The sequence below is a fragment of the Bradyrhizobium sp. BRP23 genome (assembly GCF_020194135.1).
GTDB classification, from domain to species: Bacteria; Pseudomonadota; Alphaproteobacteria; order Rhizobiales; family Xanthobacteraceae; genus Bradyrhizobium; species Bradyrhizobium yuanmingense.
In genome coordinates, this window is the sequence record NZ_JADYVW010000019.1 from 37,550 (window position 1) to 51,608 (window position 14,059).

9 protein-coding genes are annotated in these 14,059 nt (G+C 57.7%); 6 read left to right on the forward strand and 3 right to left on the reverse strand.

Translation table 11 applies throughout. The annotated features are described in order from the left end of the window. Positions 1-52: 52 nt before the first annotated feature. Genes I6F24_RS33165 through I6F24_RS33175 form a run of 3 tightly spaced genes read right to left on the reverse strand, consistent with a single transcriptional unit; the run spans position 53 to position 5,929 of the window. Positions 53-2,293, reverse strand: coding sequence for a DEAD/DEAH box helicase (locus I6F24_RS33165; protein WP_225130023.1), 2,241 nt, complete (start codon positions 2,291-2,293; stop codon positions 53-55). Next, positions 2,262-3,584: an ATP-binding protein gene (locus I6F24_RS33170; protein WP_225130025.1), complete on the reverse strand. Its 1,323-nt coding sequence runs from the start codon at positions 3,582-3,584 to the stop codon at positions 2,262-2,264. The genes I6F24_RS33165 and I6F24_RS33170 overlap by 32 nt, the downstream gene beginning before the upstream one ends. Continuing rightward, positions 3,581-5,929, reverse strand: coding sequence for a TerB N-terminal domain-containing protein (locus I6F24_RS33175; protein ID WP_225156563.1), 2,349 nt, complete (start codon positions 5,927-5,929; stop codon positions 3,581-3,583). Before I6F24_RS33175 ends, I6F24_RS33170 begins: the two co-directional genes overlap by 4 nt. A 989-nt stretch (positions 5,930-6,918) precedes the next feature. Between I6F24_RS33175 and I6F24_RS33185 the strand changes: the two genes are divergently transcribed. From I6F24_RS33185 to I6F24_RS33210, 6 genes are all read left to right on the forward strand, one after another. After that, the gene (locus I6F24_RS33185) at positions 6,919-7,113 is read left to right on the forward strand and encodes a hypothetical protein (RefSeq protein WP_225152492.1); all 195 of its coding nucleotides are present in this window, start codon (positions 6,919-6,921) and stop codon (positions 7,111-7,113) included. A 633-nt stretch (positions 7,114-7,746) separates the two neighbouring features. Next, positions 7,747-9,708, forward strand: a complete 1,962-nt coding sequence (locus tag I6F24_RS33190) for a hypothetical protein (RefSeq protein ID WP_225130031.1) — start codon at positions 7,747-7,749, stop codon at positions 9,706-9,708. Beyond that, entirely contained in the window at positions 9,698-10,705 is a 1,008-nt protein-coding gene (locus I6F24_RS33195) for a M12 family metallopeptidase (RefSeq protein WP_225130033.1), read from the forward strand. The genes I6F24_RS33190 and I6F24_RS33195 overlap by 11 nt, the downstream gene beginning before the upstream one ends. 79 nt (positions 10,706-10,784) lie before the next feature. Then, positions 10,785-11,021 (forward strand): hypothetical protein, encoded by a 237-nt coding sequence (locus I6F24_RS33200; RefSeq protein WP_225130035.1) that lies wholly within the window; start codon positions 10,785-10,787, stop codon positions 11,019-11,021. Between the two features lie 237 nt (positions 11,022-11,258). Beyond that, positions 11,259-12,257 (forward strand): hypothetical protein, encoded by a 999-nt coding sequence (locus tag I6F24_RS33205; RefSeq protein WP_225130037.1) that lies wholly within the window; start codon positions 11,259-11,261, stop codon positions 12,255-12,257. Positions 12,258-12,966: 709 nt separating this feature from the next. Continuing rightward, the gene (locus I6F24_RS33210; RefSeq protein ID WP_225130039.1) at positions 12,967-14,055 is read left to right on the forward strand and encodes an ABC transporter substrate-binding protein; all 1,089 of its coding nucleotides are present in this window, start codon (positions 12,967-12,969) and stop codon (positions 14,053-14,055) included. Positions 14,056-14,059: the final 4 nt, after the last annotated feature.

Below are 14,059 nucleotides of genomic sequence, written 5' to 3' on the forward strand. Positions count from 1 at the left end.
GCTAAATCAGCGAGCTTATACATTTTTCCCCTCCGCTACGCCTCGTTGTGGATCAGATACTCCGAGCTATGCCCGGTATCGCACCAATTTCGCAGGTATTCTGTCGGCCCCACAGCGTTCTTGCAAGTTCGACAGGGACCTGATCTTTGAACTTCCCAGCCGTGATATTCTGGACCGCCGAAGAAACCCGAACTACGTCTGCAGCAGTGAAGTCCGCCAGACTTGCGAGTTTAGATCTTGCCATCGCGACGGTCGTTTCGGATAGGGTCAATCCCAGATCATGCACGTGGCCGGGAAGACCCACCATAGCGGCGGCAGCTCCAAAAACCGCCGTCACCTGCGATCCACGCCACAGAAAGACGTGAACGTCCTTCTCCTCCTGAAGCACGTTCGTGGTGTCAAGACCTAAACCGCTGAAAGCCTCCCGGCCCTCCGCCAGCAAATCGCGCGCTCTTTGGTCCAGATAAGTGGGTTCGTCCGACGCGAGATAGACAGCCTTCATTTCTGCGGCTAAGCGATCGTGTAATCGCTCGCCATCCGCTCGCTCGAACCGTGGCACGACGCCGCCGGGGTGAGGCGCCACGAAAAGTGTGTTGGTCTTTTCGTCGAGATCTTGCACAATCCATCGTTGCCCGGCAAAAACGACAAGGCTATCCTTATGGACCGGGAACGATATCGGCAATGTCCCCAGTGTCCTCCCGGACACAGTAAGCCGCCACTCCTCCGCTGACTCGAATACGGCAAAGAAGTTGCGCGATTGAACGACTGCCTCTCCTTCGTTGGCCAGCATGATCGTGCCGTCGGGTGATTGCTCTATAAACCGGATCTCGTCAGATCCCAAGTGCTTCAACAGAAGCGCGAACTCTGCAGCAGAAATCATCGCGAAGGGACCAGAACCGCACAGCAACTCGTACAGTGGGCGGGCCCGTATTCCGCCGCGCTCGGCGATCACCGAAAGTATCTGGTGGACTAGCGTGGAGGCAACCTCGGGTACCTGCCCCGCCGGCTCGACGAATTTCTCGAGCAGGAGTCGGATGACGGCCACCGATCGTATTGTGTTCGAGCGTAGTCGGTCGATGACACCCGTATCCTGATCGGTGTTTGGTTCACGAATGTAGATTCTTAGGACCGACGGAGTACCCCTCCTGCGTCCCGTTCGCCCAAGGCGTTGACGTAGAGAGGAGAGTGATCTCGGCGCACCTATTTGGGCAACCGACTTCACCGATCCGATGTCGACCCCCAGTTCGAGGGTAGACGTACAGATACCGGTCGTCGGTAACTTTCCGTCTTTGAGGCGGTTCTCCAGCTCCTCGCGGATGGTTTTTGAAAGACTCCCGTGATGGGGGTAAAATTCGTTGGGCACTTTCGCCTTTTCAGAGCGCCTCCTGAGCCGATCCGCGGTCGATTCCACTGTCCGACGCGAACCGCCGAAAACAAGATTGTTGGTTCCTCTGAGTGTCGAATAGAGATGGTCCGCAATATCGTCCAGAGCTACGCGCCGGACTACCGCCTCTTCGGGAATGCCGCTCGCGCCTTCAGCGTGATCTGGGTCGTCCAGCTGCGGAGGCTCAACATAGCCGCGAACCTGAAGTCTGAGTTCGGGTGAATCCGACTTGGCTTCCAGGATTTCGACAAGCTGAGGCATCGTGGGTCGAAGCCAAGCGGCGGCCTGACCGAGGTCGCCTATCGTCGCGGAAAGCCCGATACGTCGCGCCGGCCGCGACGACACGGCATCGATGCGCCGCAACAGACTAGCGACATGGAGACCGCGAGGCCCCTGAAGAAAGGAATGCAGCTCGTCCACGACGATGAAGTCCGCCGAGCACAATAACCGCTTCGCGTCGCCCGGACGGCGGACGAACATCGCCTCGATGGATTCGGGAGTGATCAGCGAGATCCCTCGCGGGTCGGCCATTGCCCGTTTCTTCGCGGTCTGTGGGGCATCTCCATGCCACTTCACGACCGGAATGGCCATGTTTTCGCAGAGTTCATCCAGCCGCTTGAACTGATCGTTGATTAATGCCTTCAACGGGCTGATATAGAGGACCGAGAACCCAGCGAGCGCCCGATCGGCAACGCTCGTGAGAACTGGCAGAAACGCGGCTTCAGTCTTCCCTGCTGCCGTGGAGGCGGCGATCAAGATGTCGCGGTCGCCGTCCAGGACTGAGATGATGGTACGGGCCTGTATTTCCCTGAGCTCGTCCCATCCCTGATCCCAGATCCACCGGCGGATCGTCGGATGCAGCTTGTCGTAGGCCCCCTCAAGATTTGAGGCGGAGGCTGGTGAGCTCATCGTCGTCCCCGTTGTTAGGCGTCGCTTCCGCTACGTCGTCGGGTGCGTCTGGAGCGATCGGCACTCGTTCAAGAAGATCCTGCCACCGGCTGTCCGGGTTCTGCTCCAGTACCGACAGCATTTGAACGAACGATCTTATCGTCGAGCGCGGCGTACGGAAGTATGCGGCCCCGATCTTTCGGTCACAGTGCTCCATGAAGGCGGTAAGCGCATCGTCGGGAACCAGATACTTCGTAGGATCCCCGCCCGCAAAGACCATCCTGATGTTTCCGAGGAGCACAAGCAGATCCTCAGGCGTCAGGCTCTGCAGCCTGATCACGGGGCCCGACATGTCAACGAGACCGCCCGCAGCGAAGGAATTCTCGGCTAGCCGCGACTGAAGAGCTTCGTAACTGAACATGCCCCTGCGCGTGTCCAGAAGAAACTCTGGCGTACCACACATGACGAAACCGATGCCTGACGTATTTCCCTGAAGCGCATCGTTTACAATGTTGAGTACTTGCTCGTAGTTCTGCTTTCGCGCTTGAGCGCTCTGGAGCTTGTAGATGTTGGCCATCTCGTCGATCATAACGATCAGTCCCGCGTAGCCCGCGACTCTTACCAGGCATGCGAGCGATTTAAAGCTGTCGTAGAGGTTCTCGTCATCGATGATGGTCCGCACACCGAGATCTCTCTTCGCATCGGTACGGGTCGAATACTCACCACGAAGCCATCGGATAGCGTTTTGCTTGAGAAGCTCGTTCGATTCCTCGCTGCCCCGCCAGAATGCCTTCAGCACGGTCGCAAAATCGTACCCACCGGCTAATTGCGCAATCGCTCCGAGCTTTTCGTCGATCACCTTCTCGACAGATACGCTCTTCTCCGCCGCCTCCTTTGCGGCGTCAGTCACCAGGCGCTCGACGACACTTTGGAGAGCTCCCCCTTCAGGCTTGTTGCGCGTTGCCATATTGTTGACGGCCTCGGAATAGAGTGCCCGGGCCTGCCCCCCACTTGCCTGAATACGCCGATTGGGCGAGAGGTCGGCATGCATAGTCACGCATTTTCGCTCGAGCGCGATTAGCCTGACTACACTGGCAAAGAAGGTCTTCCCTGCCCCGTATTCGCCGATAACGAACCTGATCGCGGCGCCCGCGTCGGCAATGCGATCGATGTCCCGAAGCATCGCGGCGATCTCCTTGGCCCGCCCGACCTGGATGTGAGGCAATCCGATGCGTGGGACAACGCCGGCGGAAAGAGCCTGGATAATAGTATCGCGTTCGCGTGGACGGATCGTCTTGACTTGCTTGCTCATGCGGCCTTGGCCTTCATCTCGGCGATGCGTTCTCTCAAGTGCGCCGCTATCACGATTTCGTCTCCCTCTTCGATCAGCGGCTCGTCGAAGTGGTCGAACGACCAGTCATTGATGCGCTCAATTGCGCCGTCCGGCAACAGGCGGACCTCCTTGGCATGTCGCTCAAATTCCGTACGCGACATTGATCCACGAAGCTCAAGTAACTCGACCAATTCGCCGTGAGGACCGTCCAATCCTTCCAAGGATTGATCGGCTGGGAGTGGAGAGGCTTGGACAGGAGGCGGGCCTTCGTCGGTAAAGATGTTGGCGAGCAAGGCGGACACAGCTTCCGTATCCTTTCGGGTCTTCTCCAAGCGGACCGCATCGATTCTGATGCCCGCCGAGGGAGGAGCCGGGGGCGCCTGCTTTGGAATGGGGATGCCTGCCGCCCGAGCCTCCTCCGTCAATGCTACCGGCTCATCCTTCTCGGCGGCAGCGCGGTGCAGACCGGCATACACACGCTCCGTCGGCAGACCTAGCGACTTGTGCAGTCGCTCAAGGAACTTGACCTCTCCGGCATCGATATTCTGATTTGCGCCGATCACCGCGACCGCAGCCTCGGCTATTGCTTGCCGCTCGCTTTGACTGGTTTCTGCAAGTTTGCGCATGACCCTGTCGCGCTTGGGCGGATTGTTGAATGTGATGACGGCGAACGCGATCAGTCGGGCTTGTTCTACCCCCGATAGATCGCCTTCCGCCCTAATCCTTGCGATGGTGCGCTGTAATTCCTCGTACGATGCATCCCCGTCGGCCGCAGCGGCCAGGACAGCGACTTCGATCTGCGCTCGCATCGCTCGAAACGGCGCCCTGGCTGGATCCACCGGGCCGCCGTCAGCCGCCCGGAACACGAACACTTGGTCGTCCGCCCGAGGCGCGCCGCTCCCGTATCGGCGATCGGGCTCTATTGCGATCCCAACGACATCCAAGGCGCCGCTCAGCGTATCCAGAGCGGCACTTGGTATTTTGCCTCCTTCCGGTATTTCGATCCCAGCCATCTCTAGGAGCACCTGTGCGGTCGTACTGCCGCGGCCTTGGCTTCCTACCAGGGAATCGATCTGGCGCCTGAAGTCTTCCACGGGACCGACTTTGGCCGCCCGTTGAAGATCGATAGGAAGAAGCGCCGCCGCGGCCATCGAATGCCTTGCTGCCGGTTTCCGACCGACCAGACGGCTGAAGCTGTCGAGCTCGTTTGTGCAATCGTCTAGCAAAGTCCTCAAAATCTCTAAGTCTCGCACGAGGAGGCTCGCATCAGGCTGGCGCTGATGTTGTCCTGGAACGTCGATTTCGAACGCACCGCTCGCAGCACGATACCGCAGCCAGACGTTGCCCTTGGAATTCACGGCAAAACCCTTGGGAAAGCGTGTGCCGAAACGCAGCTTCCACAATGCGACAAATTCTTCGAAGCACCTCACGGCCGGGGTTCTAAGATAGGTGTCCGGCATCGCCATAACCCAATAGAGCGCGTCGTCAGCCGAAACGCTCGGGGACGCTGCGAGCCGCTCGGCCAGATACAGACGCGTGGCGAGCTCCATCTCCGAACCGACGCTGCGTTCGGCAGAAAGGGGTGGCAACGCCAAGCGGATGCCGCGCGATATCCGAACAACGTTGAGGAATTTCGTGGCGTAGTTCTGGAAGGAATTGTTCGCACCGTAGATCGAAAGCAATCTTTCGACTTCTTGAATAACCGCGGGAACATCTGACCCTTGATCTATGAACACGCGGTGCTCAAGGCCATAGAAGAAGAGAAACACATATCCAATGCCGTAGCTGGGATCTCGCCGTCCAGTACGCATCCAGTCCAAAAAAGAACGTCGGGCGGCCGGCGAGATTTGCTCGTACGATGGCCAATAAGGCATCGACTGACCATCGACATCGGGCTGCCGCGAGTACGCCGGCAGAGCGGGATTTATGGCATACTGCCTGGTCTCACCGTTCGGCCCAGCTATCAAGGCGCCGTAGTAGAACATGCCCCCAGAAATTTCTGCCTTGCCGAAGACTGCCCTTTCGCCCGCCGCCAACCACACTGCCGGCGACTCACTCGAACGAAGCTTGCTTATCGCTGGTGGCGGGCTTTGACCAGAACTCGGAAGCTCGGAATGCCCGTCGGAAGGAGAAACGCTCTGCGACCTGCCCCTCAGAGCGAGATAGAGGAGCCAAACGACCCCGGCCGCCAAGACAAACGCTCCTATTGCGGCTGCGTGTTCCACAACGAACCGGTAGATAGCCATAGCGGCTGCCACCAATCCGCCGATCAGGATCAGAAAGATGGTTCCGGCGTCAGATGATTTACCCCGTCGTCGCCCCATGGAATTGTAGTCTCTAGCCCGCGCCCTGTAGCCTTCCTTCGCGCGACTCTTGCACGATGCACCACTCGCGGCAACAGCGTGGCGATAGTCGGTCACAAGAAGGGAAAGTGCCGTTCAACGAGGCTCTGTGCCACCCTTATTCGACCACAGAGCTGGTTCCGTGCCGTCATAAGAAATCGGCGTAGCCGCATCAGCGCCCCTACACCCTAGGGATTTCCCTAGGCGCGAGCAGCACACTATGGGATCGCAAAAGCCCTGTCGGGCACCTAAGGCGATATCGCATAAACGCTTAGTCCCCGTTGAAACGGTGAATTGCGGTAGGCCTCACCTATGAGCTTAATCTCCAAGGTATACTCGGCTGATCGCGCCGTCATGAGCGGATCCTCTCCTGGCACTGCCACCGTGCCGACCATCGAAACGATCCCGTATGCGTTGAGAAAACCGAGAGGAATTCGTACAAAGCTTCCTATCTGACCCAATAAACGCGACCGTGAACAATGGGGCTCGTTGACGGCAGATCTGGCGAGAGCGTAGCGTAGACCGTCGCACCGACTACTCGTCTGACCGTGCGGCGCCGTATTCGCTATGCGAAAGGATCGTGTTTTGAGGGCCTTCAAAATTGCTGCGACGGTGTTCGATTTTCCTGCGCCGGTCGATCCAACGATTGCAGCATGTCGCGTAACAAGTTTATCCAGATCTAGCGTGGCTTCCAAGCTCTCTGAAGCGGAATGGCTACCGATGGCTACTGGAGCTGACCCGCTGGGAGCATAGATCTGCTAAGCGCGATCTCTTCGATGAAACGCGAAGGAAACGAATACTTGAAGAAATTGAATATTCTGACGGCTACCTTCACCAAGTGGTGCACGAATTTGAGACAAGGAAGGTGACTTGGTGTGATGCGTATTGTTGCATTTCATCGTCGTGCAAGACATTAATGGATTTTCGGCGAAAGTCAGAGATCTGAAGAGATTGAGGCTGATATTCAGATCATGCGTGACGCGAACGGCACCGTGGATCGCTTCGGTGCGTTCAAAACGATCCTCGGGAAAACTGGCAACCAACGGCACAAACGGGTTTCCGATATACGAGAGATGCGGGACATAGTTTTAGAGCTCCAGGGCCGATTATGCGCAGGTCGCGTGGTGCGCGAGTCCATCGACTGCCGCATCATCACCGAACGATGAAATGTCTAATAAGATCCAAGAAGATCGCGGTGTGCTTGAAGGGGTCGGCTAATGTTCGAACCGCCCGTCCGCGCGATGCGAATTCCCGAAAGCCAATGCCCGGTGCCAAACGGCCCTGCCGCGAGACAAGATGCCATCAGCATCGAACCTTCTAGATTCGAAGCCGCGAGAGTCTCATGAGTGCGCCGGCGGTTGCGCGACAAGTTGTCCCAGAGACAAAAACTACCTGACGGTTGAGATTTGGACTAAACTACGGAATCTGTCGTCGGGCAGCATACATGACCTTCGAGACCCCAGCAGGCAACGCGACAACCGTGGCCGCGGCAAGCGTCGACTGCGCGAGTTACTTTACCTTTAGCAATACTCTTCGCGGGCACATTGGCGGACCCGCCATTCTTGGCAAGAATTGAACTAAGTTAGACCGCTAAATGCCGGGTGGCTTTTTCAAGCTTGTAGAGTGAACCAGCTCACACGCCGGCGGCCAAGGACGTTGCAATATCTGCGTGCCGCTTTTGACGTGGGATGTCGATAAACTTGGGTCGCCATCGTACAAAAAGTGTTTCGGTGACCCGGGTGAAATCTACGCCAAAAGGATCGCGCTCTGCTGGCTGAATTGTGCTGGGGAGTCGTTTTATGGATATTCAGGCGCACCCGCCCCTTCCTTACGTGAAGCCTGAAAGGGCATCGAGTGTACCTTTCCCGAAGATCGGCAAGGTACAGCGTGAGCCGACTGCATCGGCCAACTATTTTGTAGTGGACCCGGTCTTTCTAGCTACCGCCTCTTTGCAACCGTATCAACGAACGCATCAGGACCCGATCCATCGGCCGCTCAGGATCTACACGCTTGATCCAGCGGCGAGTCGGCAGGATGGCGCTGTGGCCGTGTTAAATGTCCCATTCGAGCGATTGCGCTCGGGGCCCGCGGGCAGCATCCTGGAGGTGGTCGATTGGGACGAGACGACGGGGCGGCTCAACAAGCCGGTCGAGTTGGATGATCCTCGCATCCTGATAGAAAATGGACGGCCCCCCTCGCCGTCCGACCCTATGTTCCGGCAGCAGATGGTCTACGCGGTCTGCGCGGCCACGTACGATGTCTTCAGACGCGCGCTCGGACGCGATCCGTGCTGGGGCTTTCACTCTCGTCCTGGTCAAGCTTATGCAAAGCTCAGAATTCGTCCACAGGCCTTCTGCGGCCGCAATGCCTATTACGATTCATCAGCAGGGGAACTCAAGTTCGGCTACTACACTGCCGATGGTAGCGTTCAGGGACGAAATCGACCCGGAGGTCGGGTGTTCACGAGTCTCTCACACGACATCATCGTGCATGAGATGACCCATGCGTTGCTGGACGGTCTTCGGCCGCGCTTTCGGCTGCCGACCCACCCGGATGTCGCGGCCTTTCACGAGGGTTTTGCCGACCTCGTGGCGATGCTCATGCACTTCTCGTATTCGGATGTCGTTCGTGCCGCAATTGAGAGGTCAGGCGGCAAACTCGAGACCGATGCGCTGCTTCTGTCACTCGCTAACCAATTCGGACATACCACGGGTTCGGGCGGGCCGTTGCGATCGGCCATCGATGCAGCGGGGCTTGGACAAGACGAGGAGCGCAGCGTCCGACGATATGATCAAGCTGGCGACGAACCGCACGAGCGTGGCTCGCTTCTAGTAACGGCCATTTTCGAAGCATTCGCGACGATACTTCGCCGGAAGACAAAGCGATTCATTCGCCTGGCACGTCTAACTCCCGGTGAGGCTCCAGGTTCTGAGCTTTGCGAAATTCTCGCCGACCAAGCAAGCACACTGGCATCACAGTTCCTTTCGGTTTGCATACGTGCCATCGACTACTGCCCGCCGTTCGACCTGTGTTTTGGCGAGTATCTGCGAGCAGTTATCACTGCGGATTTCGATCTCGTTCAGGACGACCCCTTCGGCTATCGCGAGGCCATCATCGATTCCTTCGCCCGTCGGCGCATCTACCCGGATGACGTGCCCGATCTCGCGGAGGACACTCTGCTATGGCGACCACCTGACAAGCAAATGGAGCCGATCGAAGACCTGCACTTCAAGAGGTTACGTTTCGCGGGCGACCCGGGACGAGCAGCCGACGAGACCGAACTGCGCCGGCAGGCCGAAGCACTCGGATCCTACGTCATGCGGCCGGGGTACGCACGCGCGTTCGGCTGCGCTTTACCGGGCGACGTGCAACTGAACGGAGATCACGTCGATCCTGCAGTTGTTGGTTCTATTCGCTCCCTTCGCCGCATCGGCCCGGACCGGCAGGTCACCTTCGATACGGTCGCCGAGATCACCCAGCGGCGTTGGTGCAAGCAGATATCGGGAACGTTCACTGAAGTCATCGGCGGCTCAACCGTCATCCTCGGCCCGGACGGCCGAGTTCGCTATGCAATCCGAAAGTCCGTGACGGATCAACGCCGAATACGAGCGCAAGCAGACCATCTTGACGGTAAAGGCGGTTCGAAGAGATGGACGAAGCGCGGCAGCCGCCACCAACTGTCGCGATCCGGTATATGCCATCTCTTTGGTGGAACAGTCGGTGTCCAGCAACCAGCAAGAGGAGAACGACATGAGCGATAGCGAACAGAAACTCCGCCAAGCATTAATGAGAATCGCAGAGGTGGCTCAGGCAGCGTCGGATACCGGACGGTATGTGGACGAGGACGATAAGCCGAATGGCGGCGAAGCTGCGCGGCGCCCCCATAACCACGCGGGTGGAAAAAACGCGCATTGTTCAATTAAGCAACTGCCCGGCCGTCTAGCCGAAAAAGCGGCAAAGACTGCAACGACCATCAATCCCATGAACCGAGTTAACTTCGGTGCCATTGGCTCCGTGGCACGCGGCCTGGTACTCTCGCCAGCAGCGATTGCAGTTTTGGTTGGTAAGTATTGGGGCCCGCAACAGCGCCGGCTCACGGTCAGCTTCCTGGATGGCGGGCCAAGTGATCTGCGCCGCCGGATCATTCAGCACATGAATGCCTGGAACCAAACCGCAGGGATCTCATTCGTGGAGACCCGTGGTGTGGGTAAGGTGCGCATCTCGCGAAATCAAGCAGGATACTGGTCTTATCTCGGGACCGACATCCTGCACATTCCCAGTAATCGGCCGACGTTGAACCTCCAGGGTTTCACCATGAACACAGCGGACAGCGAATTCCATCGCGTCGTGCGTCATGAAGCTGGGCACACGCTCGGCTTCCCGCATGAACACATGCGTGAGGAGCTGGTTGACCTCATAGACCCACAAAAGGCCTATGAGTTCTTCCTGCGCACACAGGGATGGTCTCGTGAGATGGTGGACCAACAGGTGCTGACACCGCTCAGCCAGGACTCGATAATGGCCACCCCACCTGACCAAGATTCGATCATGTGCTATCAACTTCCGGGATCGATTACCAAAGACGGTCAGCCGATCCGGGGAGGTTCGGACATCAACGCCACCGACTATGCCTTCGCGGGACAGATCTACCCGAAGGTTTCGTCAGAGGGTGCACCGTCGATCCAAGCTCAAATGGGCCTCGCCGACGAATGGTCGCCATCGGAAGATGTGGAGGTGGACGAGGAACTGGTACCGTAACGCTTTGCCGCGCCTCGTCGAGATTCAGGCCTCCCAGGACCTTCCACCCGTGCTGCACGTGCGGGTGGGAGACGTACTGATGTTTGGAGCAAGCGGCGGTCGTCTTCTGGAAGGCGAGACGGCGATCGAGCTGTTAGGTGTCTTCTCGACCGGCGTACTCTCGGACGATGGCCGGGTGCTAAGCCCACTCGGACCGCCAACCAACATCTTGTTTCGTGCGCTTCGATCGGGGCAGGCCCGCATCGAGGTGATAAGGGGAGATCCATGGCAAGCTATCCCGCAACGGCACGAGATCGCGATTGTTGTCGTCGTCTGACGGCGCACCGAAGACCGCCCCCTAGAAAGTCTGAGCGGAACGTCTCGTCGACCGTTAGCACGACTAAAAAACGGCCGGGCAATCGGCGGCTTGAAGAACTTAAAAATGAACCGGGGGCGTCATTGTCCCTCTCTACTCCCCACACTCGCCCCGTCCCGTCGACCCGCGCGCATTGCATGCTTCCAACGCCATCACAGAAGTGTGGCATGCTCAATTGAGCCTCGAGGAGAATTTCACATGCCAATCGGAGACAATCTGCCGACCCAATCTGAGCGATCCTTTCTCAATCTGTTTGAGCCGCCGCCACAGTTAATTGAACCCGCCGTCCGCGCCTGCCGCCTATTCAACACGGCGCTGGATATCGTCTTTTACGATGTAGCGACGTTGGCCGCGCAGCTGGCCGAAAAAGACGCGTCCGTGCGAGCTCGGGAGGAGAAACCTCCCTCCCGGATCGTCCAGCTCGATGCACTCAGTGACCCTGAAGGCTCGCTTCTGCTCATCGACGCTAATACCGCACCATATGTGCACAGATACACCAATGTGGAGGTCTTCTTGACTTCGCCTCACCCGGAAACGCGGGCTGTCGAGATCGTAACAATCACGGGGGTCGGTAGTTCGGCCCTTGGCAGCGCCGCGCTGGCGTGGGACATCTCGATAGCACTCGGAAAACCTGTGCTTGCCATCGTCCCGGGATACGGCATGGCCGACGTCATTCTGCAGGCGCTAGGGGGCTGGTTCGGCTTCGGCCTTTACGACTATCTGCATGCAAAGAGCTTGATCCAGAACGCTCTTGCCAATGCCGCGCCCAGGACAGCGAGCATAGGCCGCCAACTGCCCGCGTCTACGCCGGATGCAAAGTCCCTGCACGGCGCGCCAGTCTTTCGCCACGGCTCCGGCTCCTCAGACGTTCTTCACGCACTCCTCCTTCATCGTGACGCGGCATTCAAGCTTCTGGTTGGACACAGCAAGGGCGCCCTGCAGATCGGCAATGCAATCAGATCCCTTCCACCGGACCGATCACACGAACTCCGGGTCGTAACGCTCGGCTGCCCGATTTCGACGGATGTCGAGGGCGTCAGCTATTATCAATACCTTGGGCTTTTCGACGCCCTGGGACAGCTCAACATGTGGGGACACAGGCCGAACCAATGGCCACCGACTTGGCACAGTACGAACCCCAAGTTGCCACCTGCGATGACGGCGGGGAAATACGCGGCGGATGCTTTTCCGGCCTGACTCCTGCTCCGCCCACGCCTGCTCGGTCGTTTCTACGTTTAGATCCGGGCACGTCGCTGATTTGTGGACAGCAACCTGATATTCTACGGTTGGTGCTACCTGACAGCGATCGCGGCGTCTCTAAGAAAGGAGCCAGACGTTATGTTCGGAAAGCTTATCCCCTCAATCTGCATCATCGCCCCATTTGTTGTTTCGCCGGCTCCGGAACACCACCAACCTCTTCTCAACCAACTAGTTTCTCGGTTCGCGAAGGAGAGTATGAGCGGAGTTGTCCTGATCATGATGCCTTTACCTATTGTGGCACCATAAATGGCTGGGCAGAACAGGCTTGCAAGATCCAAAATTCACGTGAACTACCGAAGTATCGCTTGATCAAGCGCACGTAGACGAGCTTATTCGCTTCTTTCAAAAATGGCTCTACGATTGGGGGCTATCGGCCAAGAGATGCCGTGATGCCATTGGCACAGAGTTATCTCTGTTCACTGACTTCACCGATAAGATCAAGATCGTGGCAAGTGCTCCGCAGGGAAACGGGGATTACCGAGCGGTTCGCGTCGGCCGACCACAAATTTGCACGTCCCAGCTGGTGCCCTCTTGTTCCTCAAAGCTACCAAAGGTAGAGTTTGGAATTGAATCATTTCGCGCGTTTTATTGCTCGTCCAGAACTATCTGGACAGTACTTGCCATACTGTATCCATAGGAGGCTCACATGGGTCGCTGGAAAACGATCTTTGCAGTAGTCTTAACTTTACTCGTCATGCACCTTCCGGCAGAGGCGCAAGACCCAGTAATTCGTATCGGTGTAGTGGCGACCTTCACCGGTTTCGGGGCAAATGAAGGCCAGCAGTTTCGGGCGGGAGTATCCGCCGCTCAGAATGATCTGAGGCAAATAGCCAACCGACCGGTGGAGGTCATTTTCCATGATCATCAGAATAAGCCGGACATCGCGGCCAACAAGGCCCGCCAGCTTATTGAAGTCGATCGCGTCAACTTCCTGATTGCAAAAGGCGGCGCATCTGTAATGCTGGCCGTGTCCGGGGTGAGCGAACAGCAACAGACGCCAACCGTCTTGGTCGGGCTATCTAAGGGGCCATTTTCGGACCAGCGACTAAAGTACTCATTCCACATCGGCGATAGCGCCGAGCAGCTTGCAAAGCTCGCCGTTCGGTATGCGAAAGACAATCAAGATCGTCGTACGAGCTACATTTTTGAAAGCCAGTTTTTCGCCGAAGCGCTCAGCCGTGAAGCCCAAGTCAGCCAGCTGCCGTTGCAAAATTGGAATGGCACAGCTGGCTCGCCGGCGATTGTGTTCATGTTTGGCGGGGATACTCGTAACATTCGTTTGGACGAACTCCCATCAAACAGCCTTCTCATCGGTGGCATCAGCCTCCTGGAGATCGGCCGCCTCGGAAACCAGATCAAAGTGGCGGTTATCGCGCCGCACGATCCCAGCCTTCGAGAGCCACGTAGCTTGCCCAACTCCTTGAGGGACATGAAGGGAGCGGATGCCTACTATGGCTACGCAGCCTTTCAAATCCTGTCACGCGCCGCGCGGAATGATCCTGCTCCTGACCGAGTTGCTGCGAGCATGCGTGCCGACTCGTTCGATACCGTCCTTGGACAACTCAACTTTATGGCCGGCGGCGAATGTCGTCAGCCTAAGCTCGCCGTGTACGTCATGAACGACAATGGCTCATTCCAGCTGTGTCCCGACTGTGGCGGCGTTCACGATGGCTGTAATGGCTCCGCGTGCAAGTGCAAGGACGGCTCTTGCAACAACGACTGCTGTAACAAATAGTGGC